At 45.9% G+C, this 24,225-nt stretch carries 17 protein-coding genes and 4 tRNA genes; 16 read left to right on the forward strand and 5 right to left on the reverse strand.

The genetic code is table 11. From position 1 onward, the window contains the following. Position 1: 1 nt before the first annotated feature. From clpP to ICN26_RS07255, 5 genes are all read left to right on the forward strand, one after another. Positions 2–631, forward strand: coding sequence for an ATP-dependent Clp endopeptidase proteolytic subunit ClpP (clpP, locus tag ICN26_RS07235; protein ID WP_216267813.1), 630 nt, complete (start codon positions 2–4; stop codon positions 629–631). A gap of 37 nt (positions 632–668) precedes the next feature. After that, positions 669–2,021, forward strand: a complete 1,353-nt coding sequence (clpX, locus tag ICN26_RS07240; RefSeq protein WP_439650738.1) for an ATP-dependent Clp protease ATP-binding subunit ClpX — start codon at positions 669–671, stop codon at positions 2,019–2,021. Positions 2,022–2,199: 178 nt separating this feature from the next. Next, positions 2,200–4,632, forward strand: a complete 2,433-nt coding sequence (lon, locus tag ICN26_RS07245) for an endopeptidase La (RefSeq protein ID WP_216267815.1) — start codon at positions 2,200–2,202, stop codon at positions 4,630–4,632. A 117-nt stretch (positions 4,633–4,749) separates the two neighbouring features. Further along, positions 4,750–4,825: transfer RNA gene (locus tag ICN26_RS07250), tRNA-Val, on the forward strand. A 101-nt stretch (positions 4,826–4,926) separates the two neighbouring features. After that, positions 4,927–6,393: a peptidylprolyl isomerase gene (locus ICN26_RS07255; RefSeq protein ID WP_216267816.1), complete on the forward strand. Its 1,467-nt coding sequence runs from the start codon at positions 4,927–4,929 to the stop codon at positions 6,391–6,393. 1 nt (position 6,394) lies between these two features. On the opposite strand, the gene ICN26_RS07260 is transcribed toward ICN26_RS07255, so the two are convergent. Continuing rightward, positions 6,395–7,045: an arylesterase gene (locus ICN26_RS07260; protein WP_216267817.1), complete on the reverse strand. Its 651-nt coding sequence runs from the start codon at positions 7,043–7,045 to the stop codon at positions 6,395–6,397. Positions 7,046–7,071: 26 nt separating this feature from the next. On the opposite strand from ICN26_RS07260, the gene ICN26_RS07265 reads away from it, so the two are divergent. The 3 genes from ICN26_RS07265 to ICN26_RS07275 are packed head-to-tail and all read left to right on the forward strand — an operon-like array spanning position 7,072 to position 12,589. Beyond that, on the forward strand, positions 7,072–7,752 hold the full coding sequence (locus ICN26_RS07265; protein ID WP_216267818.1) for an ABC transporter ATP-binding protein: 681 nt from the start codon (positions 7,072–7,074) through the stop codon (positions 7,750–7,752). A 21-nt stretch (positions 7,753–7,773) separates the two neighbouring features. Then, positions 7,774–11,808, forward strand: a complete 4,035-nt coding sequence (gene purL / locus ICN26_RS07270; protein ID WP_216267819.1) for a phosphoribosylformylglycinamidine synthase — start codon at positions 7,774–7,776, stop codon at positions 11,806–11,808. Between the two features lie 25 nt (positions 11,809–11,833). Continuing rightward, positions 11,834–12,589 carry a spermine/spermidine synthase domain-containing protein gene (locus ICN26_RS07275; protein ID WP_216267820.1) on the forward strand — a complete coding sequence of 252 codons (756 nt, stop codon included), beginning with the start codon at positions 11,834–11,836 and terminating at the stop codon, positions 12,587–12,589. 74 nt (positions 12,590–12,663) lie between these two features. Here ICN26_RS07275 and ICN26_RS07280 read toward each other — a convergent pair whose 3' ends face one another. Further along, on the reverse strand, positions 12,664–15,249 hold the full coding sequence (locus tag ICN26_RS07280; RefSeq protein WP_216267821.1) for a bifunctional aconitate hydratase 2/2-methylisocitrate dehydratase: 2,586 nt from the start codon (positions 15,247–15,249) through the stop codon (positions 12,664–12,666). A gap of 384 nt (positions 15,250–15,633) precedes the next feature. Between ICN26_RS07280 and pyrG the strand changes: the two genes are divergently transcribed. From pyrG to ftsB, 4 genes are read left to right on the forward strand one after another with little or no spacing between them, the layout of a single operon-like run. After that, positions 15,634–17,295: a CTP synthase gene (gene pyrG, locus ICN26_RS07285; protein ID WP_216267822.1), complete on the forward strand. Its 1,662-nt coding sequence runs from the start codon at positions 15,634–15,636 to the stop codon at positions 17,293–17,295. Between the two features lie 9 nt (positions 17,296–17,304). Beyond that, positions 17,305–18,168, forward strand: a complete 864-nt coding sequence (gene kdsA / locus ICN26_RS07290; protein ID WP_216267823.1) for a 3-deoxy-8-phosphooctulonate synthase — start codon at positions 17,305–17,307, stop codon at positions 18,166–18,168. Between the two features lie 33 nt (positions 18,169–18,201). Continuing rightward, positions 18,202–19,488 carry a phosphopyruvate hydratase gene (gene eno / locus ICN26_RS07295; RefSeq protein ID WP_216267824.1) on the forward strand — a complete coding sequence of 429 codons (1,287 nt, stop codon included), beginning with the start codon at positions 18,202–18,204 and terminating at the stop codon, positions 19,486–19,488. A gap of 18 nt (positions 19,489–19,506) precedes the next feature. Beyond that, a complete protein-coding gene (gene ftsB / locus ICN26_RS07300) occupies positions 19,507–19,833 on the forward strand; it encodes a cell division protein FtsB (RefSeq protein ID WP_216267825.1) in 327 nt (108 codons plus the stop codon). A 17-nt stretch (positions 19,834–19,850) separates the two neighbouring features. Here ftsB and hslO read toward each other — a convergent pair whose 3' ends face one another. Next, the gene (hslO, locus tag ICN26_RS07305; protein WP_216267826.1) at positions 19,851–20,816 is read right to left on the reverse strand and encodes an Hsp33 family molecular chaperone HslO; all 966 of its coding nucleotides are present in this window, start codon (positions 20,814–20,816) and stop codon (positions 19,851–19,853) included. A gap of 68 nt (positions 20,817–20,884) precedes the next feature. Between hslO and gltX the strand changes: the two genes are divergently transcribed. The 4 genes from gltX to ICN26_RS07325 all read left to right on the forward strand — a co-directional run bounded on the left by gltX (position 20,885) and on the right by ICN26_RS07325 (position 22,694). Next, positions 20,885–22,288, forward strand: a complete 1,404-nt coding sequence (gene gltX, locus ICN26_RS07310; RefSeq protein ID WP_216267827.1) for a glutamate--tRNA ligase — start codon at positions 20,885–20,887, stop codon at positions 22,286–22,288. A gap of 81 nt (positions 22,289–22,369) precedes the next feature. Next, positions 22,370–22,445, forward strand: a tRNA-Ala gene (locus tag ICN26_RS07315). Between the two features lie 40 nt (positions 22,446–22,485). Next, a tRNA-Glu gene (locus ICN26_RS07320) sits at positions 22,486–22,561 on the forward strand. Between the two features lie 56 nt (positions 22,562–22,617). Further along, positions 22,618–22,694, forward strand: a tRNA-Asp gene (locus tag ICN26_RS07325). 56 nt (positions 22,695–22,750) lie between these two features. Here the strand turns inward: ICN26_RS07325 and ICN26_RS07330 are convergent. Both ICN26_RS07330 and ICN26_RS07335 read right to left on the reverse strand, forming a co-directional pair. Then, positions 22,751–23,575 (reverse strand): M48 family metallopeptidase, encoded by an 825-nt coding sequence (locus ICN26_RS07330; RefSeq protein WP_255534431.1) that lies wholly within the window; start codon positions 23,573–23,575, stop codon positions 22,751–22,753. Positions 23,576–23,610: 35 nt separating this feature from the next. Then, the gene (locus ICN26_RS07335) at positions 23,611–24,207 is read right to left on the reverse strand and encodes a hypothetical protein (protein ID WP_216267828.1); all 597 of its coding nucleotides are present in this window, start codon (positions 24,205–24,207) and stop codon (positions 23,611–23,613) included. Between the last annotated feature and the right edge of the window lie 18 nt (positions 24,208–24,225).

The following is a 24,225-nucleotide window of genomic DNA, read 5'->3' on the forward strand; positions in this document are numbered from 1 at the left end:
CATGAACCAGAATCATATCCAGTCTGAGAATTTAGAGCCCAAAAGTTTGGGTTTAGTTCCAATGGTGATTGAAACCTCTGGTCGAGGTGAGAGAGCCTATGACATTTACTCCCGCTTACTCAGAGAGCGCGTTGTTTTCTTAGTTGGCGAAGTAAATGATCAAACCGCCAACCTAGTGATTGCGCAGTTACTATTTCTCGAGAGTGAGAATCCAGATAAAGAAATTTCTCTGTACATCAACTCTCCAGGCGGTTCTGTATCAGCTGGTCTGGCAATCTATGACACGATGCAATTCATCAAGCCACACGTGAGCACTTTGTGCATGGGTATGGCTGCCAGTATGGGAGCATTCTTATTATGTGCCGGCGAGAGGGGTAAGCGCTACGCCTTGCCGAATTCACGCGTCATGATTCATCAGCCATTGGGCGGTGCACGTGGCCAAGCTTCAGATATTGAGATTCAAGCTCGTGAAATCTTATATCTGCGTGAGCGTTTGAATAAGATTTTGTCTGATCGTACAGGTCAAACAATTGAAACAATTGCTAAAGATACTGACCGAGATAACTTTATGTCTGCAGACCAGGCTCAAGAGTATGGCTTGATCGATAAAGTCATCGATAAGCGCCCTTAATTCGAATTCCTTTTTTTAGATAGTTATTTTGAGCGATATCAACACTACTACTAGCGCAGACAAAGTTCTGTATTGCTCGTTTTGCGGCAAGAGTCAGCACGAAGTTAAAAAGCTGATTGCTGGGCCATCGGTATTTATTTGCGATGAGTGTATTGACCTCTGTACTGACATTATTCAAGAGGAATTATCAAAGCTGCCTAAGCTTGAGGGCGATGATTCATTGCCAACACCCCATCAGATTCGTGAGAATTTAGATCAGTATGTGATTGGACAAGATCATGCCAAGAAGACTTTGGCAGTAGCGGTTTATAACCACTACAAACGCTTACAGTATTTACCAAAGCCAAAAAAAGAGAAGCTGGATAAAGACGGTAAGCCTGTAGAGACTTCTGATAAAAAAGAATCTAAGCTTCCTGCTAAAGCGATGGTTGATGGTGTCGAATTAGCTAAGAGCAATATTTTATTAATCGGCCCAACGGGCTCTGGCAAAACATTATTAGCTCAGACCTTGGCACGAATGTTGGATGTGCCGTTTGTGATGGCTGATGCAACCACCTTAACCGAAGCAGGTTATGTAGGTGAAGACGTAGAAAATATTATTCAAAAGTTGTTACAGGCCTGCGACTACAACGTAGAAAAAGCGCAGCGTGGCATTGTGTATATCGATGAGATTGATAAGATCTCTCGTAAATCAGATAATCCATCGATCACTCGTGACGTATCCGGTGAGGGCGTTCAACAAGCCTTGTTAAAGTTGGTGGAGGGCACCATGGCTTCTGTGCCGCCACAAGGTGGACGCAAGCATCCAAACCAAGATTTCTTACAAGTCGACACCACAAATATCTTATTTATCTGTGGCGGTGCATTTGACGGCCTTGAGAAGGTCATTCAGCAACGTACTGCGAAGACCGGTATCGGATTTAATGCTACGGTTCCAGGTAAGGATGATCGCGGTATCAGCGATCTCTTGATCGAAGTGGAGCCCGAAGATCTCATTAAGTTCGGTCTGATTCCTGAATTGATTGGTCGTTTGCCCGTTGTAGCCACCTTGGCGCAATTAGATGAAGCAGCCTTGATCCAGATTTTGACTGAGCCTAAGAATGCCTTAGTTAAGCAATACCAAGCTCTATTGACAATGGAAGGCTCTGAGCTTGACGTTCGTCCAGCAGCACTCTCAGCCATCGCCTTGAAAGCCATTGCTCGTAAGACTGGTGCTCGTGGGCTTCGTTCTATTCTTGAAGGGTCCCTCATGGATGTGATGTATGACCTGCCATCCTTAAAGAATGTTCAAAAGGTAGTCATTGATGAGAGCACCATTGCCGAGGGTGGCAAGCCCATTTTGGTCTACAAGCAAGGTGAAGAATCTACAGAATTGAGCAAAAAAGCCTAATTTTTGCTACTTTTTGCTGTTTTTAGTAGTTTTCCGCTCACTTTTCGCATATTTCCCCCTTGTTTTTCACTAAGCGGCACCCACATAGGTAGTATCCTGTTCTCTAATAGTGTCCGTATCTAGTGGTACGGCATTGTTAGAAATTTGTACGGAACGACTATTTTGGAGGAATTGCCCTATGCCTGGCCACTTATTACTACCCTCTGAACCTATTCAATTACCACTGCTCCCATTAAGGGATGTGGTGGTGTTTCCTCACATGGTGATTCCATTGTTTGTGGGGCGCCCAAAATCCATTAAAGCGCTAGAAGCTGCCATGGAAACGGGCAAGAATGTGCTTTTAGTCGCGCAAAAGACTGCTGCGAAAGATGAGCCCAGCGTAGAGGACCTCTACGACGTCGGCTGCATTGCCAATATTTTGCAGATGCTTAAATTACCTGACGGTACTGTCAAAGTATTAGTAGAGGGCGTTCAACGCGCTGAAGTCAGCCAAGTGGAGGATAGTCAAGGCTACTTCTCTTGCGAAGCTACTCCAACGGCAATGTCCTCATTAGATGCTCACGAAACTGAAGCATTACGTCGCGCCATCATGGCTCAGTTTGATCAGTACGTGAAGCTAAACAAGAAAGTACCTCAAGAAATTCTTTCCTCATTAGGTGGCATTGATGATCCAAGCCGTTTGGCCGATACCATTTGTGCGCATCTGCCAGTCAAGCTTGAGCAAAAGCAACGTTTACTGGAGATGGCTGACGTAGTGCAACGACTTGAAAGTCTTCTAGCTGATCTTGAGAGTGAGATCGATATCTTGCAAGTTGAGAAGCGTATTCGTGGACGTGTAAAGCGTCAGATGGAAAAGAGCCAACGCGAGTACTACTTGAACGAACAGGTTAAAGCGATTCAAAAAGAATTGGGTGAGGGTGAAGAGGGTGCTGATCTCGAGGAGCTCGAGAAGCGCATTAAATCTGCTCGCATGCCTAAGGAAGCATTGAAGAAAGCTGAGTCTGAACTGAAGAAGTTAAAGCTGATGTCACCAATGTCTGCTGAAGCAACGGTGATTCGCAACTTCATTGATACCTTGGTGACGCTCCCATGGAAAAAGAAAACCAAGATCAATAATGATTTGACGAATGCTGAAAAAGTATTAGACGAAGATCACTACGGTCTTGATAAAGTTAAAGAACGTATTTTGGAATATCTCGCGGTTCAACAACGGGTTGATCGTGTCAAGGCGCCAATTCTCTGCTTGGTGGGCCCCCCAGGCGTTGGTAAAACCTCTCTAGGACAGTCCATTGCCCGCGCTACAAACCGTAAGTTTGTACGTATGGCTTTAGGTGGCGTACGTGATGAATCTGAAATTCGAGGACATCGTCGTACCTATATTGGCTCCATGCCAGGCAAGATTCTATCTAGCTTGACTAAAGTGGGTGTGCGCAACCCTTTATTCCTCTTGGATGAAGTCGACAAGATGGGTATGGATTTCCGCGGAGATCCCGCAAGTGCTTTACTAGAGGTATTGGATCCGGAGCAGAATCATACATTCCAAGATCACTATGTTGAAGTTGATTTTGATCTCTCGGATGTGATGTTTGTTGCTACATCGAACTCATTAAACATTCCCGGCCCACTATTAGATCGCTTGGAAATTATTCGTCTTGCTGGTTATACGGAAGATGAGAAGACCAGTATTGCTACAAATTACTTAATTCCTAAACAGATTAAAAATAATGGTCTGAAGAAAGATGAGTTGAAGATCGATGAATCTGCTGTGCGTAGCATGATTCGTTATTACACTCGTGAAGCGGGTGTTCGTTCCTTGGAGCGAGAAATCAGCAAAATTTGCCGCAAAGTGGTGAAGTTGCTTCTCCTGAAAAAAGAAGCCGCTCCAGTTACTGTAAATGCCGATAACTTAGAGAAGTTCCTCTCTGTGAAGATGTATGACTTTGGTCTTGCAGCAAAAGAGAATCAGGTTGGCCAAGTCACCGGCCTGGCTTGGACCGAAGTCGGTGGCGATCTACTCACCATTGAAGCGGCGGTGATGCCTGGTAAAGGTGTCATTACTCGTACAGGCTCTATTGGCGATGTCATGAAGGAGTCTGTCGAAGCGGCAAAGACTGTGGTTCGCTCACGAGCAAGAGCGCTTGGCATCACTGATGAAGCATTTGAGAAGAAGGATATTCATATTCACTTTCCTGATGGTGCAACTCCGAAAGATGGTCCGTCGGCTGGTATCGCCATCACAACTGCCTTGGTATCGGTATTTACTGGAATTCCCATTCGTTCAGATGTGGCAATGACAGGTGAGATTACCTTGCGTGGTGAGGTGCTTCCGATTGGTGGTTTAAAAGAGAAGCTATTGGCAGCGCATCGTGGTGGCATCAAGTTGGCATTGATTCCAGAGGAAAACATCAAAGATTTAATTGATATCCCTGATAACGTCAAGAATGCCATTGAAATCGTACCGGTACGATGGATTGACAAAGTTTTGGAGTTGGCTTTAGAGCGAAAACCAGTTGCTTTGTCTGACCCAACACCAGAAGAGCTTGCTAAAAAGGCTGCTGAAGCTAGCAAAGCCAATGAAAAGATTTCTTCTGGAGAGGTCTTGAAGCATTGATGTAACTAGATGTTTGAGGGATTTTGAGTCAGACTGGGCGGTTTGTTACGGCCCACTTTGTTGAAGAATCCCTCTTTTATTCCTACACTAGGTTACAATCTTGTCTGTATTAATTTGGGGCGCTTAGCTCAGATGGTAGAGCGTCTGCCTTACACGCAGAATGTCGGCGGTTCGATCCCGTCAGCGCCCACCAGTTTCCCATTTGCATTTTTTTCCTTCCGATAGGCTCTCTAGTTCCTTCTAGACCTTCCGCCTAGTACACTCGTATTATTCTCATTTTCGAGCGATTAATTCATGTTTGATTCAGTACGTAAACACCAAAGAATTCTGCAGTTTGTTTTGATGTTGTTCATAGTGCCTTCTTTTGCCTTATTCGGTATCTCAAGTTATTCCGAATTTATGGATAAAGAAACTGACATTGTGAAGGTCAACGGCAAGCCTATAACTGCGCAAGAAGTTGATACTGCTGCAAAACGTCAAGCTGAGCGTGTTGGCGGTAATCTACAGATTGCTCAAAGTCTACCTTTCCGTCAAGCGATCCTAAACGAGTTATTGCAACAACGTATTCTTGGTTTTGCGATAAGTGACCTCCGTCTGCAAGTAGGCAAACAAGAGCTGGTCAACAGCTTGCAAAAGATTCCACAGATTCGTGCTTTATATCGTCAAGACGGTACTTTTGATGATGTGCGCTTTAAGCAGCTGCTCGCTAGCAACGGCATGAATGAAGAGCAGTTTTATGCTGGCCAAAGTTTTGATTTAAAAATTCAACAACTAGTAAATTCAGTTGCCCGAACAGAGTTGGCTAGCCCAAAATTATCTGAGATTGTTTTATCTTTATATGAAACTGAAAGGCAAGTTCAGACTTTGCAGTTCAACGCTAAAGATTATTTAGCCAAAGTAAATCCAAGCGCTGAAGAATTGCAGGCTTTTTATGAGGCCAATGCCAAGTTGTTTGAACGTCCTGAATATATTGATGTTGAGTACATCGTGCTGAGAGCAGATCCGAAAGAGGATTCCAAGGTCTTCAATGACAAAGCAGATCAGTTTGCCAATATCACTTATGACCAGTCGGATAGCTTGAAGCCTGCCGCTGACAAGTTGAAACTCAGCATTCAAACTCAGAAGGGTGTCACTCGTAGTGGCGCAGCTGGCGTGTCTAGAGATCATCCCTTAGCCAATACCAAAGTAGTTCAGTCACTTTATGGTGATGAAGCTCTAAAAAATAAGCGTAATACCGAGGCTGTGCAAATAGCACCCGGTGTGTTTGTATCTGCTCGAGTATTGACCTTACACCCAGCCCAAGTTCTGCCTTATCAAGATGTTGCGGCAGAAGTGAGGCGTCAGGTAAGTCAACGTGCTGCGGAAAAGCTTGCTGTTGCTGCTGCTAGTGAGAAATTAGCCGCCCTTGAAAAGGATCCCAAAAATATTGCTGGCTTCAGTAGCGCTATCTGGATTTCACGCAACAAGCCAGGCAGCTTAGTGGGTTCATCCATGGATGAAATCATGTCCGTGAATCCAAGTGCATTACCAGCCTTAGTTTCAGTCACTAACCCAGGTGTTGGTAGTACGATTTATCGTGTTGATCAGGTACGTCAACCGTCAACGATAGATGCTAAGGTTCAAAAGGCACAAGCACAACAGATCCAAGCATTGGCTGCGCAGTCAGAGTTTGCAGGCTTTATGGCTTACTGGCGCAATAGTGCTGGCGTTAAGGTAATTAACCCACTAAAGCAAGCAAGTACAAGTAGTGCAGGCAGTTAAGCTAGGGTAGTTTTTTTAGCAAGTTACTGTATGGGGCCATTGAGCCCCATACGTTTTTAAAGATAATGCTTTGCGCCTCTACATTGGGGTGCAGTCGATCCGCTTGAAATAACTCTGGTTTAGTGGCAACGCCCTCTAAAAAGAAAGTTAGCAACTCAACTTGTTCTTGATTCGCTATCTGTGGATAAAGTTGTTTAAATTGCTTGGTATAAGTTTGGCCATAGTTTGAGGGGATCTGAATGCCACAGAGTAAAACCTTGGCCCCTGATTTTTTACTCATCTGAATCATCTGTCGTAGATTAGCCTCAGTTTGATTGACAGGTAAGCCGCGTAAAGCATCGTTAGCGCCTAACTCGATTAGGACAATCCCCGGTTTTTTCTGACCCAAGAGGGCGGGGAGGCGGGTTAATCCACCTGAGCTGGTCTCACCGCTAATGCTGGCATTAAATACGCTCCAAGGACTTTTATCCTTTCCAAGCTCCGCCTCCAGCAGCGTCACCCAGCCAGTGCCACGCGGTAGACCATATTCCGCCGATAGACTATCACCCAATACCAGAATCACGGGCTTTACTTGAGCCCAAGAACAAATGCTCATTAAGAGGCAAAATAGACCCGTAATGAATTTATTGGCGATTAAAAGCTGAGTCTGCATTTTCCCATTCTTGAAAACTTTTTTACATGAACAAACAGTCTAATTCCATTGTTGCCGATCGGGTAAGCAAGCTGGTTAATGCGGCTGATGGCAACCTGAGTATTTTGCACGACCTGAGCTTTCAGATCGAGCAAGGCGAAAGCGTGGCCATTGTGGGGGCATCGGGATCTGGAAAAAGTACTTTATTAAGTCTGCTGGCTGGACTAGACCTGCCAAGCGCGGGGCAAATCGACCTTATGGGGCAAAACCTCAACTTGCTCGATGAGGACGGCAGGGCCCGTTTACGTGGTCAGTTAGTTGGCTTTGTTTTTCAATCATTTCAGCTCTTGCCTCACCTGACCGCCTTGGAGAATGTGATGCTCCCTCTTGAGATCGCTGGGAATCCTCAGGCTGAAGCAAGGCTGTCCGCCCTGGATTGGCTTGAAAAGGTCGGTTTAACTCCTAGGGCCAATCATTTCCCCAAAACCCTTTCCGGTGGCGAGCAGCAGCGTGTAGCGCTAGCTCGAGCCTTTATTAATAAGCCAGCCATTCTGTTTGCTGATGAACCCACCGGCAGTCTAGATGAGGCCAGCGGTAATAGAGTGATTGAGCTCCTTTTTGAGCTAAATCGGGAGAATTCTTCGACACTAGTTTTGGTGACCCATGATCCGGCCTTAGCTGCTCGGTGTGGGCGCCAATTGAGCCTGCATGGCGGACGATTGGCTTAATCAAAACCTTATAATCTTGGCATGTCATCATTCTGTTGCTTGCCCGGGGCTAATGCCCTTTCTGCCTTCCGCCAACAGCGACTTTTAGCTTCGCTCGCTGCTCAAGGAATTCAACTGGAGTCCATTGAGGCCCAATTCCTCCATTTCATTTGGTCTGAGTCTGAACTCAAGATCAATGACAAAGAGGTTCTCGAAAGTTTGCTGACTTACGGTCAGCCTTTCGTATCGAAAATAAAGGATGGCGGCTCTTTATTCACTAAGTCTGCTGAAAAACAATCCGCGATTTCGATTCCTCGTTTCGGCACAGTTTCTCCATGGGCTAGTAAAGCTACGGATATTGCTCGTCAGTGTGGTCTTCAAATTTTACGTATTGAGCGTGGTATTCAATATGCATGGCAAAGTAAAAAATCACTCAACGCGCAGCAAGAGCAACAGGTATTGGCTGCTCTTCATGATCGGATGACGGAAGTTGTGATTAGCGATGTCAATGAAGCAAGCGCTTTGTATCAATCTCTTCCCGACAAACCTTTTGTACGCATCCCCGTTCTTACCGAGGGTAGGTATGCATTGGATAAAGCGAATCAAGACCTTGGTCTTGCTCTGTCTGAAGATGAAGTGCTTTATCTGGTTGAGAACTTTATACGCTTAGAGCGCAATCCCAGTGATGTTGAATTGATTATGTTTGCTCAGGCGAACAGTGAGCATTGTCGTCACAAGATATTTAATTCCAGCTGGACGATTGATGGTGATGATCAGGATAAATCTTTATTTGCGATGATCCGTAATACGCATCAACTTCAGCCTGAAGGTACCATCGTTGCCTACTCAGACAACTCAGCTGTGATGGCCGGGGCCGAATCGGAAACTTGGTCAGCCAAAGGTCAAGATCGTCGCTACGAAAAAGACACGCGACTAGTGCACACCTTAATGAAGGTGGAGACCCATAATCATCCCACAGCAATTGCACCATTTCAAGGTGCATCAACTGGTGCTGGTGGTGAGATTCGAGATGAGGGGGCAACTGGTGTAGGTGGGCGCCCTAAGGCGGGCCTCACTGGCTTCACTGTATCAAACCTCAATATCCCCGGCACTGATTTACCATGGGAGACCGAGAAATACGGCAAGCCTGAGCGCATTGCTACGCCGCTCCAAATCATGATTGATGGCCCTTTGGGCGGCGCTGCATTTAATAATGAATTCGGTCGACCTATTTTGGGTGGTTATTTCCGCGTATTTGAACAAACCTTAGAGGGTGTTCGTCGCGGTTATCACAAGCCCATCATGATCGCGGGCGGTATTGGTAGTATTGATTCGATCCACACTGCAAAGAAACAAATTAAAGCGGGTCACTTATTTATTCAATTGGGTGGTCCCGGTATGCGTATTGGTATGGGGGGCGCAACAGGCAGTTCTGTTGCAACCGGTACTAACACTGCTGATTTGGATTTCGACTCAGTCCAGCGCGGTAATCCAGAAATGGAACGTCGCGCGCAAGAGGTGATTAATTCTTGCATTGCTATGGGTACGCACAACCCGATTGTTTCAATTCATGATGTTGGCGCTGGAGGTGTATCCAATGCATTCCCAGAGCTTGCTGATGGCGCTGGTTTAGGTGCGCAATTTCAATTACGTAAAGTGCCGTTAGAAGAAAGCGGCATGAGCCCTGCAGAAATTTGGTGCAATGAATCTCAAGAGCGTTATGTCCTAGCAATTGAGGCTAAAGACTTAGAGCTTTTTAAGTCTCTATGTGAGCGGGAGCGTTGTCCATTTGCTGTAGTCGGTGAAGCGACAATAGAACGTCAACTTCAGTTAAGTGATAGCAAAGAAGTTGCTGGTAGTGATGCTGCCATGCCAATCGACATGCCAATGGAAGTCTTGCTTGGGAAGCCTCCACGGATGCATCGTGATGTAAAGCGCGTTGCTCAAGAATTTGAAGAGTTAGATGTTACTGATGCTGATCTTGCGCAATGCATCGCTTGGGTCCTACAGCAACCTACCGTTGCCAGCAAATCCTTCTTAATCACTATCGGTGACCGTACCGTCGGTGGCCTCAACGCGCGCGACCCTTTTGTAGGTCCTTGGCAAGTACCTGTGTCTGATTGTGCTGTTACCTTGATGGATTACAAGGGCTATCACGGTGAAGCAATGTCTATGGGTGAGCGTACTCCATTGGCCGTGATTGATGCACCAGCTGCCGCCAAAATGGCTGTAGGTGAAGCCATCACCAATTTATTGGCTGCAGACATTCGCCGATTAGAGGACGTTAAGCTCTCTGCTAACTGGATGGCCGCCTGTGGATCACCTGGTGAGGATGCAAAGTTATATGACTCAGTTCAAGCAATTGGTATGGATTTATGTCCAGCGTTAGGAATTTCTATCCCAGTTGGTAAAGATTCCTTATCCATGGCAACAGCATGGCAAGAGGGTGATCAAGCTAAAAGAGTCGTTTCTCCAGTTTCACTCATCATCTCTGCTTTTGCAGCGGTTCAAGACGTTCGCAAAACAACAACGCCTTTGCTAAAACTGCAAGATGAGTCTGACGCATCCTTAGAAACTGAATTAATTCTGATTGATTTGGGCCGCGGTAAAAATCGCATGGCTGGAAGTATCCTGGCTCAAGTGCTCAATCAATCTGGTAAATCGACTCCCAATGTAGATCACCCAGAAGATCTCAAGGCTTTAGCCGCCGCAATCATCGAGTTGCGTAAAGGTAATCAATTGTTGGCATATCACGATCGCTCTGATGGAGGTTTATTTACCTGTATCGCAGAGATGGCTTTCGCATCCCATACCGGCATTTCCATCAATGTCGACATGATTGCTGTAGATGTTGGGCAAGAGGCTGATTGGGGTGACGCTAAGAACTGGGCACAACAAGTATCTGGACTTCGTCACGAGCAGACCATGCGCGCCTTATTTAACGAAGAGCTTGGTGCAGTAATTCAGATACGTAAAGCGGATCGTGATGCGGTGTTTGCGGTTCTACGCAAATTAAATCTCAGCGCTTACAGCCATGTGATTGCGCAGCCCAATACCAACGGCCGTATTGAAATTTGGCGCGATGCTAAGAATATTTTTGCAGAGCCTCGTGAGGTACTTCAAAAGATGTGGGCTAACACCAGCTATCAAATTGCCCGCTTACGTGATAACCCAGAGTGCGCTGATAGCGAGTTTTCGCTACTAGATCATGTTGCTGATGCAGGAATGTCTCCCAAGCTGACTTTTGATATTGCGGATGATGTTGCTGCACCATTCATCAATCAGAATGCTCGACCTAAAGTTGCTATCTTGCGGGAGCAGGGCGTCAACTCCCATGTGGAGATGGCATACGCCATGAACTGGGCAGGTTTTGATAGCTATGACGTGCACATGTCAGATTTACTTTCTGGTAAATCCAAGTTGGATGATTTCCGTGGTCTGGTCGCCTGTGGCGGATTCAGTTACGGAGACGTATTAGGGGCTGGTGAAGGCTGGGCCAAGACCATTCTATTTAACAGTCAACTGCGCGATCAGTTTTCTACATTCTTTAGCCGCCAGGATAGCTTTGCGCTGGGTGTTTGTAACGGCTGTCAAATGATGAGTAATCTAGCCGGAATTATTCCAGGTGCAGAAGCTTGGCCTAAATTTACGCGCAACCAGTCTGAGCAGTATGAAGCTCGCTTGGTCATGGCTGAGGTAATGGCTTCACCTTCGATCTTTACGCAAGGCATGACAGGTAGTCAGTTACCGATTGCTATTGCGCACGGTGAAGGCTTTGCTAACTTTAGCCAGCAGGGGAGCTTAGAGGCCTTGCAGAAACAAGGATTGGCGGCACTACGATTTGTAGATCATCAAGGTAGTCCAACTGAAATCTACCCAATGAACCCAAATGGTTCGCCTGGTGGCTTGACAGGAGTGACTACTCCGGATGGTCGATTCACCGTCATGATGCCGCACCCTGAGCGAGTGTTCAGGACCGTACAGATGAGTTGGGCTCCAAAAGAATGGTTGGATGCGCCAGATGGGGCAAGCCCTTGGATGCGTTTGTTCCGCAATGCGAGAGTTTGGGCTAAATAATTCAATGTCAGATATGTCTATGGCTATGGAGCCAGTAACATTTTCCGAGAGTGGCGGCATCCGTTATTTGCATTTTGGTAGTGAGTTGATTCAAGGTGCTATGCGCATCCGCGATCCAGATGAGATTTATCTGGAATATAACCAGCAGATGATGGCTTGGCTGCTCTTTCTAGAAACTAAACCGGGCATGCGTATCGCTCAGCTTGGCCTTGGCACTGGTGCTCTCACTAAGTTTACGCATTGCTATTGTCCTGCGGTCAAAACCACTGTTGTTGAACTCAATCCCGCTGTGATTGTTTCTGCTAGAAGTATGTTTTTCACGCCAGATGATGATCGGCGTTTAGAGACCCTACAGACTGATGCAAAAGCCTTTGTACAGAACGCCAAATATCGCAATCACTTTGATGCAATTCAAGTTGATCTCTATGATGCGATTTGTGATGGCCCGTCTGCGAGCTCCTTAGATTTTTACAAAGGCTGTTCCGATATCCTGAGATCAACCGGCGTATTAACAGTGAACTTATTCTCTCGCCACAAGAGTTTTGATATTAATCTCAATAATATCTGTGAAGCATTTGATAACCGAGTTCTGTTATTTCCGGAATCGCATGATTGTAATGTTGTTGCAATTGCCTTTATAGGTCCACAACTCGATGTCGAGTGGAAAGAGGTCTCTAAGCGCGCCAAGCTCATTATGGAAAAAACGGGCTTACCGACCAATACCTGGGTGTCTGGTTTGAATCGTGAAAATGCGCATCAAGAAAATAAGCTATCCATCTAAGGAAAGTTGGATGAGAAAAAAGGCGATCAACTGATCGCCTTTTTTGTTGCCCACAGATTTAGGGCTGATTTGACTTAAATTGTTACTGTGTCAGCAACGTCGCTAAATGATTTGATCTTGTCAAAGTTCATGTACTTATAGACTTCGCCAGCCTTAGCATTCAATGACTCCACTTGCTCAAAATATTCTTGCGGAGTTGGCAGGCGACCTAAGAGTGCAGCAACGGCTGAAAGCTCGGCAGAGGCTAAGTAGACACGTGTATCAATACCTAAGCGATTCGGGAAATTACGTGTCGAGGTAGAAACTGCAGTTGAGCCTTTGCAGATCTGCGCCTGATTACCCATGCAGAGTGAACAGCCCGGCGTTTCCATGCGAGCACCAGTAGCGCCCAGAATACCGTAATAGCCTTCCTCAGTCAGAATCATTTGATCCATCTTAGTTGGTGGTGCAATCCAAAGACGTGTAGGCATATCTCTTTTGCCTTGAAGAACTTGACCTGCTGCGCGAAAGTGACCAATGTTAGTCATGCATGAACCGATAAATACCTCATCGATTTTCTCGCCCGACACTTCGGATAAGAACTTCACGTCATCCGGGTCGTTAGGGCAAGCCAAGATCGGCTCTTTAATATCGCTCATATCGATTTCGATAATCTCAGCATAGTCTGCATTAGCATCGGCCTTAAGGAGTTCAGGCTTAGCGATCCAAGCTTCCATTGCTTTAATGCGACGACCTAAAGTACGCTTATCTTCGTAGCCATTGGCGATCATCCACTTCATTAAAGTAATGTTGGAGCGCATGTATTCAATGATTGGCTCTTTGCTTAATTGAACTGCGCAACCGCCAGCAGAACGCTCGGCCGAGGCATCTGATAATTCAAATGCTTGCTCAACCTTGAGGTCAGGTAAACCTTCAATTTCTAAAATACGGCCAGAGAAAATATTTTTCTTACCTTGCTTCTCAACCGTTAATAAACCTTTTTTGATCGCATATAAAGGAATTGCGTTGACCATATCGCGCAAAGTAATGCCGGGTTGCATCTTACCTTTGAAGCGTATTAATACAGACTCAGGCATATCCAATGGCATTACGCCAGTAGCGGCAGCAAAAGCAACTAAGCCAGAGCCAGCAGGAAAGGAGATCCCGATAGGAAAGCGAGTATGGCTATCGCCGCCAGTTCCACAGGTATCTGGCATGAGTAGACGATTTAGCCAGCTATGAATCACACCATCACCAGGGCGTAATGAAACGCCACCACGATTGGTCATAAACGCTGGCAATTCATGGTGAGTACGAATATCTACTGGTTTTGGATAGGCAGAGGTGTGGCAGAACGATTGCATGACTAAATCAGCAGAGAAGCCCAAGCAAGCAAGGTCTTTTAATTCATCGCGGGTCATTGGACCAGTGGTGTCTTGCGAACCTACGGTAGTCATGTGGGGCTCACAATAAGTACCTGGACGTACTCCTTGACCTTCTGGCAAGCCACAAGCGCGACCGACCATCTTCTGCGCCAAGGTGAAACCCTTCTTGTTATCGGGCGGGCTAACGGGAACACGGAATTCTGTAGAGGCTGGTAAGCCAAGTGCTGCGCGTGCTTTGGCGGTAAGACCACGGCCGACGATCAAAGGAATGCGGCCACCAGCACGAACTTCATCCAAGATGACTGGTGACTTCAATGAGAAAGAAGCAATTTCTTTTCCATTTTTAAAGGCCTTGCCCTCGTATGGACGTAATTCAATTTCGTCGCCCATATCCATATTGGAAACATTAATCTCAATTGGCAATGCACCAGCATCTTCCATCGTATTAAAGAAGATCGGGGCAATCTTGGCACCTAAGCAAACACCACCAAAACGCTTGTTTGGTACGAAGGGGATATCTTGACCAGTCCACCACAACACAGAATTCGTTGCGGATTTACGTGAGGATCCTGTACCAACTACATCTCCAACGTAGGCAATTTGATTGCCCTTTTTTTGGAGAGCTTCAATTTGTTTCATTGGGCCACGCACACCAACCTCGTCTGGATCAATACCTGGACGTGGGTTCTTCAACATGATGGTTGCATGCAATGGAATATCTGGGCGGCTCCATGCGTCAGGCGCAGGGGACAGGTCATCGGTATTGGTTTCGCCGGTAACTTTAAATACAGTGAGCTTCATGCTTTCTGGAACAGCAGGGCGGCTTGTAAACCATTCAGCATCAGCCCAGCTTTGCATGACTGCCTTAGCTTGTGCATTGCCTTTTTCTGCTAATTCCTGAACATCATGGAAGTAGTCAAACATCAATAAGGTCTTTTTCAATGCCTCTGCTGCGGTTGCTGCACACTCAGCATCTGACAACAATTCAACCAGAGGTTTAATGTTGTAACCACCCAGCATGGTACCCAAGAGTTCAGTTGCCTTAATTCGAGAAATCAAGGGAGACTTCTCCGTCCCCTTGGCAATCAGATCCAAAAACTCTGCCTTCACTTTGGCTGCTTCATCCACTCCAGCAGGTACGCGATGAGTAATCAGCTCAACCAATTCCGCTTCTTTTCCCTTTGGAGGATTTTTGAGCAAACCCACTAACTCTGCAGTTTGATCTTTAGTCAGGGGGAGGGCTGGAATTCCAAGAGCTGCGCGTTCGGCAACTTGAGCGTTGTAGGCTTCTAGCATCGTATTTCCTATTGGGTAAGAGTTATCAACAGTAAGACTTAGCAGGGCGTGTCCCTTAATTAGTCTATTGTAATTCGGAATTCATGTCTTATATAAGACTTAATTATCAAAATATCCTAAATTGCTTAAAATTTAGGCAAATTATCATTCAAGCGACTTTTTTGCGCTCAATTTTGGTAGTCGTCAGATGGAGAGGGGGAAATTTACTGCGCTTAGACATAACTAAAACTTCTTCAGTTGATTCCAAATTGCACAAATATAAGCCTAAAAGCTTGCACTTGTCTAAATAAATGACATCAAACCATTTGATCATTGAGTTGCCGAAGAATTTTTAATGACTCAGTCGCTATCGTTATAATTACTTTTTCCAACAGAGCTTAAGCGATGACCAAATACGTTTTTGTCACTGGTGGTGTGGTTTCTTCTTTAGGGAAAGGAATTGCAGCTGCCTCGCTTGCCGCGATTCTCGAATCCCGCGGCCTGAAAGTCACCCTCCTAAAATTAGACCCTTATATCAACGTTGACCCGGGGACCATGAGCCCGCTTCAGCATGGTGAAGTTTTTGTTACTGAAGATGGAGCTGAAACAGACCTCGATCTTGGCCATTATGAGCGCTTCGTTTCCGCGAAAATGCGCAAGAGTAATAACTTCACAACTGGTCAGATCTATGAGTCTGTAATAAGTAAAGAACGGCGTGGTGAGTACCTAGGTAAAACTGTCCAGGTAATTCCCCATATTACAAATGAGATACAGGCGTTTGTAGAGCGTGGTGCAAAGGCAAGTCACGATGGTCAGGCCGACATTGCGATTTGTGAGATCGGTGGAACCGTTGGTGACATCGAATCATTACCATTTTTAGAAGCTGCTCGGCAAATGAGTATTCGCCTGCCAAAGCACAGTTGCGCATTTGTTCACCTTACATTGGTTCCTTATATTGCCAGTGCAGGAGAATTGAAGACAAAACCCACCCAGCACTCAGTACAAAAACTGCGTGAAATCGGCATCATGCCGACGGTACTGTTGTGCCGTGCAGATCGCCCAATTCCGGAAGATGAGCGCGCAAAAATTTCTCTGTTTTCAAATGTACGTGAAGAGGCCGTAATCTCAGTTTGGGATGTTGATACTATCTATAAGATTCCAGAGATGCTGCAAGCGCAAGGTATGGATGACTTGATTTGTCGCGAATTAGATATTCAAGCTAAACCAGCAGACCTATCCGTTTGGGCAAATCTAGTTTACGAACTTGCTAACCCACAACACGAAGTCACCATTGGCATGGTTGGCAAGTATGTTGAGTTAACAGAGTCATATAAATCATTGATTGAAGCTTTACGTCACGCCGGAATTCATAATCACACTCGCGTTAACATTAATTACATTGATTCTGAAGTAATTGAAAAAGATGGTGTTGATTGTCTGCAATATTTAGATGCAATCTTAGTTCCAGGTGGATTTGGTAAGCGCGGTACCGAAGGAAAGATTGCTGCCATTCGTTATGCCCGTGAAAATAATGTTCCATACCTAGGCATTTGCTTAGGCATGCAGTTAGCTGTGATCGAATTTGCGCGCCATGTGGCTAACATTACTCATGCTAACAGTACTGAGTTTGACCCAGAGACCGAGAATCCAGTTGTTGCCTTGATTACAGAGTGGGTTGATCGAGAAGGTCGAGTTGAGAAACGTAGCAATGATTCTGATCTAGGTGGAACCATGCGCTTAGGTTCCCAGCGTTGCCCCGTCAAGGCCGGCACTCTGGCTCACAAGATCTATGGTGCTGAAGTAAATGAACGTCATCGACATCGCTATGAAGTAAATAATATTTACGTTCCTCGTCTAGAGAAGTCCGGCTTAATTATTTCTGCCAGAACTCCAAATGAGTCTTTGCCCGAAATGATGGAATTGCCTAGCTCTATGCATCCTTGGTTCTTTGGTGTGCAGTTCCATCCAGAGTTCACTTCGACTCCACGTGATGGGCATCCATTATTTTCCGCATTTATTAATGCATCATTAGTTCATCAAGCTGCAACCGAAAAACAAGTTGCCTAGGAGAAATACATGAGCGCATTTAAGTTATGTGGTTTTGATGTTGGCATAGACCAGCGCTTCTTTTTGATTGCGGGTCCTTGCGTCATTGAGTCTGAGCAATCAGCCTTAGATATCGCAGGTGAGCTCAAAGAGATTACTGCTGCTCTCAGCATTCCATTTATCTACAAGTCTTCCTTTGATAAAGCCAATCGCTCTTCTGGGACTTCTTTTCGTGGCTTGGGTATGGAAAAGGGTCTGGAGATTCTGGCTCGCGTGAAGCGCGAGATTGGTGTGCCGGTATTGACGGACATTCATGACATCAGCGAAATAGCGCCGGTATCAAATGTAGTGGATGTGCTTCAAACGCCAGCTTTCTTGTGCAGACAAACGGATTTCATTCGAGCTTGCGCTCAAAGTGGCAAGCCAGTGAACTTCAAGAAGGGTCAATTTTTATCCCCTCATGAAATGCTTAACGTGATTGATAAAGCACGTGCTGCCGCTAAAGAGGTCAATCTTCCAGATCAATTTATGGTTTGCGAGCGTGGCGCTTCATTTGGCTACAACAACTTAGTTTCTGATATGCGTAGTTTGGCTATTTTGCGTGAAGCAAAAGCACCTGTTGTATTTGATGCGACCCACTCGGTGCAACTTCCTGGTGGTCAAGGCAATGCGAGTGGTGGCCAGCGTGAATTTGTTCCCGTGCTAGCTCGTGCTGCTGTTGCAGTCGGTATCAGCGGCTTATTTATGGAGACACACCCAGATCCAGCTAAGGCACTATCTGATGGACCAAATGCTGTGCCTTTAAACCGCATGAAAGAATTACTTGAGTCTTTAGTTGCAATTGACTCTGTTGTGAAAAAGCCCGGTTCATTTTTAGAAGACAGCTTTAAGTAGGTCCCCATATTCATTTAATTTAGGAGAAGGTGCATGAGCGCCATTGTTGACATCATCGGTAGAGAAGTTTTAGATTCACGCGGCAATCCCACTGTTGAATGCGATGTATTGCTTGAGTCAGGTGTGATGGGTCGTGCAGCCGTGCCTTCAGGGGCATCGACTGGTTCACGTGAAGCTATTGAGCTGCGTGACGGAGATCAAGCACGCTATTTAGGTAAGGGCGTTCTCAAAGCCGTACAAAATATTAATATCGAGATCGCTGAATCTATCCTCGGTCTGGATGCTAGCGAACAAGCGTTCCTTGATCACACCTTGATCGAATTAGATGGAACGCATAACAAAGCACGCTTAGGTGCTAACGCAACCTTAGCTGTTTCTATGGCCGTAGCACGCGCTGCTGCAGAGGAGGCTGGCTTACCCTTGTATCGCTACTTTGGTGGATCAGGCGGCATGCAATTGCCTGTCCCAATGATGAATATTGTCAATGGTGGCGCTCACGCAAATAACAGTCTAGATATTCAGGAATTCATGGTGATGCCAGTAGGGGCGCAAAGCTTCCGTGAAGCTCTCCGCTGCGGCGCTGAAATCTTCCATGAATTGAAAAAGATTCTGGGTGCTCAAGGTATGCCAACAACTGTTGGAGATGAGGGTGGCTTTGCACCTAATTTCAAGAGCAATCAAGAGTGCTTACAAACTATCATGAAGGCAATTGAAGGTGCTGGTTATCAAGCTGGTGAAGATGTCTTGTTAGCTTTGGATTGCGCTGCTAGTGAATTCTATAAAGATGGTAAGTACCACCTATCTGGAGAGGGTTTACAACTAAGCTCAAGCGAATTCTCAGACTATCTTGGTAACTTGACTGATCAATTTCCAATCGTATCAATTGAGGATGGTATGCATGAGAGTGATTGGGATGGATGGGCGGACATTACTCAAAAATTAGGCAAGAAGATCCAGTTGGTTGGCGATGATCTCTTCGTTACTAATACTCGCATTCTCAAGGAAGGTATTGAGAAAGGTATTGCTAACTCCATCTTGATCAAGATCAACCAAATTGGCACCTTAACTGAGACCTTTGCTGCGATTGAAATGGCTAAGCGTGCCAATTACACAGCAGTCATTTCTCATCGCTCCGGTGAAACAGAAGACAGCACCATTGCTGATATTGCCGTTGGTACGAATGCTGGCCAAATCAAGACCGGCTCTTTGTCTCGCTCTGATCGAATTGCTAAATATAACCAGTTGTTACGCATAGAAGAAGACTTGGGTGATGTTGCTACTTATCCAGGTAAGTCAGTTTTCTATAACCTGAAACGCTAGTCACAAACTAGCTAGCTCATGCGCCTTGTCATCTACTCGATGCTGCTATTGCTGATCGCAATACAATACCCACTTTGGTTGGGTAAGGGTGGATGGCTAAAGGTTTACGAGATGGAAAAGCAGCTTGAGTTGCAGCAAGCTAAAAACAGTCTGCTCAGCTTGCGTAATGCTAAGCTCACTGGCGACGTTAAGGATTTAAAAGAGGGTAGCCGCGCGATTGAAGAGCGGGCTCGTGTTGAGCACGGCATGCTGAAAGAGGGAGAGTTCTTTGTTCAAATCCTGCCTTCTGAAAAATCTACATCCAATGCTGCTGATGGCCTAAAGCCAACAACAACGAAGCAGTAACTGAGCTATAAAATCGTTTAATGCCCGCTTGATGGTGGTCTTGTAGCATCTGCCAATAAATCTGTTTTAAAGACCTGCCTACAATCAACCGCATCAAAGCGATAGGCTTTGGCGCAAAAATCGCATTCGGTTTCTACGGCGCCTTGCTCTGCAAGAATGCTTTCAACCTCCTCTTCGCCTAGCATTCTCAGAATATCAGCGACCTTGGTGCGTGAACAGCGGCAGCTAAACCGAATAGGGCGAGGCGGGAAACTTCGGACACCGCTTTCTGTTGACTCTTCTAAGAATAGACGGCGAAGAATGGTGTCCGGCGAAAGCGTGAGCAATTCTTCATTGGTAATCGTTTCACCCAGGGTCTGAATTCTGGTCCAACCTTCAGCTGCAAGTTGAGGATCAAGATGGGCATGGCCCCCCGAATCGGGTAATCGCTGCAATAGTAATCCGCCAACATGGGTGTCATTGGATGCTAGCCAGATTCGGGTATCCAATTGTTCTGAGTTTTGCATGTACAGAGCAATAGCCTCGGCAGCGCTGGTAACAGGCTTAATGACAGTGCCGCGATGTTCTTGAAGGGCTACGATACCTTGGTAGGGCGGTTGACCAGGTTGACGGTCTGATGGATCTAGAGTGATTACTAGGCGCCCAGTATTGTTCGCATCCAGTAATTCACCTAGGGTGGCATTGGGATCAATGCTAGCAGGGTCTACAGATAGCTTTACAGTAGCTCGCATCGTTAGGTCGGACTTGCATTCCACCACGAGAAGCTGAATAGGTCCTTTGCTTTGAGCTTGAATAATCAAGGTCCCATCAAATTTGAGGCTGGCACTCAACAGGGTCGCTGCACCCACAAAATCACCTAAGATTCGCCTGACTACGGGAGGATCATTACGACGCTCTAATACGGCCTGCCAGGCGGTACTAATAGAAACAATTTCACCGCGGACCGGGGCGCCATCACACATAAATACAAGTAATTCGTTCATAAGTGAAAGTATCCACTTTTTTGGTGATCAGAGTGCCAAATGATCAAATCTAAAGCCGACCTGAGATAATGCTGTTTATGCATATAAGAACACGTTTCGCCCCCAGTCCAACGGGCTTTATTCACTTGGGCAACCTTCGCAGCGCTTTATATCCGTGGGCCTTTGCTCGCCATAACCAAGGCGACTTTATTTTGCGCATAGAGGATACCGATGTAGAGCGCTCCACACAAGAAGCTGTCGACGTCATTATTGAAGGTATGGCATGGCTTGGCCTGGATTTAGATGAAGGTCCAATTTATCAAATGCAACGTATTGATCGTTATCGTGCGGTTATTAAGCAGATGCTCGATGCTGGCCTAGCTTACCCTTGCTACATGAGCGAAGAAGAGCTCAATAAGCTTCGCGACCAACAAATGGCCAATAAAGAAAAGCCGCGCTATAACGGCCAATGGCGACCTGAGCCGGGCAAAACTCTGCCAGCAATACCGGATGGTGTTCTACCAGTGATTCGGTTTAAAAATCCTATTGGCGGATCCGTGATTTGGGAAGATGCGGTTAAGGGCAAGATCGAAATTAGCAATGATGAGTTGGATGATTTAGTCATTGCCCGTCCTGATGGCACACCAACCTATAACTTCTGTGTTGTAGTTGATGACCTCGACATGAACATCACCCATGTAATTCGTGGCGATGACCATGTCAACAACACGCCACGCCAAATTAACATCATGAAGGCGCTCGGCGGTACTCCACCGGTATATGCGCATCTACCAACGGTCCTGAACGACTCTGGTGAAAAAATGAGTAAGCGTAATGGAGCTATGAGTGTGCGTGATTATCAAAAAGCAGGCTACTTACCTGAAGCTATTCTGAATTACCTAGCTAGATTAGGTTGGTCACATGGCGATGCAGAGATTTTTACTAAAGAGCAATTCGTCAATTGGTTTGACTTAGGCAGTCTTGGTCGATCACCGGCACAACATAATCCAGAAAAACTACTCTGGCTAAATCATCAATATATTCAGAACGCAGATCCTGCAGATTTGGCAGAGGCGACTAAACCATTCGCACATGAACTTGGCATCGATACAGAAAATGGTCCGGACTTTGTGCAAGTAGTTGCTCTACTAAAAGATCGTGCTAATACGCTGATTGAAATTGCGGAAGGTGCCAAGCTGTTCTATTTGCCGGCACCCGCTCATAACAGTGAGCAAATTGCAGAAAATATTCCCACTGAAATCATTCCTGCTATGAAGGATTTGATTAAAGCCATTCAATCTGCTGAGCATACAAAAGCAGCTTACGGGGCAGCCTTTAAAGAAGTATTAGCCAAGCATCAGATCAAAATGCCAGCATTAGCAATGCCAGTGCGTTACGCTTTGTTTGCAACTACACAGACGCCGGCCATTGACTCCGTCTTGCTAGTAATCGGTAAGAATGAGGCGGTAGCAAGGCTTTCTAAGGTGGTCTAAACCAGAACTTGCCTCCTCCTACAAAAATAGGATAAAATCTTGGATTGTTTTGAGTGTCTTGTAGGGTTTGAACGAGATTACGGGGGTATAGCTCAGCTGGGAGAGCGCTTGCATGGCATGCAAGAGGTCAGCGGTTCGATCCCGCTTATCTCCACCAAGCATTTAGAATGGCAGCATTAGTTTTAGTAGTAGTCCAGGTCCCCATCGTCTAGAGGCCTAGGACATCACCCTTTCACGGTGAGTACGGGGGTTCGAATCCCCCTGGGGACGCCAAAATTTTGGCTAGTTGTGAGTAGTAAGAAGTGACACAAGTAGCATTCGTTGTAATTGGAGCGGTAGTTCAGTTGGTTAGAATATCGGCCTGTCACGCCGAGGGTCGCGGGTTCGAGTCCCGTCCGCTCCGCCAAGTTAGTTTAGAAAGCCCCTGCATAAGGGGCTTTTTTTATTTCTACCTCATCTTTTTTAAAGCTTTTTCATGGGCGGTGGTTTTGGTGCCGCTTTATACAAGGGCTCTACTGCCGGCATGAGCGCAGTGAGTTGTTCTATTCGGGTTTCGCCAGAAGGGTGGGTGGACAAGAACTCTGGAGAACTTTTGCCTTTGGTTGCCTTCAACATTTTTTGCCAAACACTAATTGCGCCCATGGGGTTATATCCCGCTCTTGCCGCAAGCTCCAATCCAATTGCATCCGCTTCCGATTCATTCTCTCTAGAGTTTGGCAAAACAATTGCGTATTGGGCAACTTGGTTTGCTGCGCTCACTGCGGAACCATAAGGACCAGCTACTGCCATAGCAATATTTACCAATACATTTTGTGCGGTCGCTTGGGATACGCGCTCCCGACCATGCTCCCTTAAGGCATGAGCGATTTCATGACCCATGATGGCAGCAATTTCATCATCATTTAAATTCAGCTGCTCAATAATTCCGGTGTAGAAAGTGATCTTGCCGCCGGGGGCACAAGTAGCATTCAGAACGGGTGCATCAATAAGTGTAAGCCGCCAATCCCATTGCTTGGTGTCATCTCGGAATGCTTCGGTCTGCGGGATTAATCTATTGGCTATGAACTTTAATCGATCATACGTAGGTCCAGTGGTGACCAGGATATTTTTCTCTTTTGCCTTTTGATTCTGCTCGTTATAACTTACCGCAGAGATACGATTAACCTCTTCTGACGAAGCCATCATGAATTGTGATCGGTTAACGCCAACCGCTCCTGAGCGGGTTGTGTTGGCGCACGCCGATAGTAAAAAGACAAATGCAAGAATTAAACAGATACGAATGCTCAAATGAAATCCTTGCTGTTAATGCAGACTTTTTTAAATTACTTCTTCTTTGGAGGCGTAATCGAAGCGGCCATTGCGTCAAAGTAAATCACTCGAACCTGCTCACCAACATTAACATCTGCTAGCAATTGCGGGTTTTTTACGGTAACAACAGTAACTTTGCCACTTGGACCTTTAACTGAGACCAATTTTTTGGGACGATCAACAGCGATGATGTCCGCAATAATGGTCGTAGTGTTTGTGATGGTGCGAGTTGGTTTTTCACCAGGCTTAGAAGTTACCTCAGAAGCAGTTTCCACCTTACTACGAATACCATCGCTTTTGGTCTTAATCAACTCAATTGCAACGGCAAGTTCATAGGTCACATTGAGTCGGTCACCTACTTTTATCTGATCAAAACTCTTAATTTCAGGGCCAGCAATAAACTTGGATTCACCATCATTATTTTTGAAGAAAATCGTGCGTGTTTTCTTATCAATCTTCGTTACAGTACCTTCGTACAGTTGAAAAATATTGTCAGTAACTGCTGCGTCCACCACTACAGCATTCGCAGCTGGCGCCTGTGCCATTACCAATGCTGGGGAAGTCAATAATGTGGCGGCTACTAGGGTAATTTGGGCGATTTTAATTTTCATAACTTTCCTTATTATTAA

This window comes from Polynucleobacter hallstattensis, from assembly GCF_018881835.1.
Classification (GTDB): Bacteria; Pseudomonadota; Gammaproteobacteria; order Burkholderiales; family Burkholderiaceae; genus Polynucleobacter; species Polynucleobacter hallstattensis.

Coding starts and splice junctions, on each gene's coding strand:
- pyrG (WP_216267822.1), top strand. CDS start 15,634: ATGACCAAATACGTTTTTGTCACTGGTGGTGTGGTTTCTTCTTTAGGG.
- ICN26_RS07265 (WP_216267818.1), top strand. CDS start 7,072: ATGAACAAACAGTCTAATTCCATTGTTGCCGATCGGGTAAGCAAGCTG.
- ICN26_RS07280 (WP_216267821.1), bottom strand. CDS start 15,249: ATGCTAGAAGCCTACAACGCTCAAGTTGCCGAACGCGCAGCTCTTGGA.
- purL (WP_216267819.1), top strand. CDS start 7,774: ATGTCATCATTCTGTTGCTTGCCCGGGGCTAATGCCCTTTCTGCCTTC.
- hslO (WP_216267826.1), bottom strand. CDS start 20,816: ATGAACGAATTACTTGTATTTATGTGTGATGGCGCCCCGGTCCGCGGT.
- ICN26_RS07275 (WP_216267820.1), top strand. CDS start 11,834: ATGGAGCCAGTAACATTTTCCGAGAGTGGCGGCATCCGTTATTTGCAT.
- ICN26_RS07255 (WP_216267816.1), top strand. CDS start 4,927: ATGTTTGATTCAGTACGTAAACACCAAAGAATTCTGCAGTTTGTTTTG.
- ftsB (WP_216267825.1), top strand. CDS start 19,507: ATGCGCCTTGTCATCTACTCGATGCTGCTATTGCTGATCGCAATACAA.
- clpP (WP_216267813.1), top strand. CDS start 2: ATGAACCAGAATCATATCCAGTCTGAGAATTTAGAGCCCAAAAGTTTG.
- gltX (WP_216267827.1), top strand. CDS start 20,885: ATGCTGTTTATGCATATAAGAACACGTTTCGCCCCCAGTCCAACGGGC.
- eno (WP_216267824.1), top strand. CDS start 18,202: ATGAGCGCCATTGTTGACATCATCGGTAGAGAAGTTTTAGATTCACGC.
- ICN26_RS07260 (WP_216267817.1), bottom strand. CDS start 7,045: ATGCAGACTCAGCTTTTAATCGCCAATAAATTCATTACGGGTCTATTT.
- lon (WP_216267815.1), top strand. CDS start 2,200: ATGCCTGGCCACTTATTACTACCCTCTGAACCTATTCAATTACCACTG.
- ICN26_RS07335 (WP_216267828.1), bottom strand. CDS start 24,207: ATGAAAATTAAAATCGCCCAAATTACCCTAGTAGCCGCCACATTATTG.
- kdsA (WP_216267823.1), top strand. CDS start 17,305: ATGAGCGCATTTAAGTTATGTGGTTTTGATGTTGGCATAGACCAGCGC.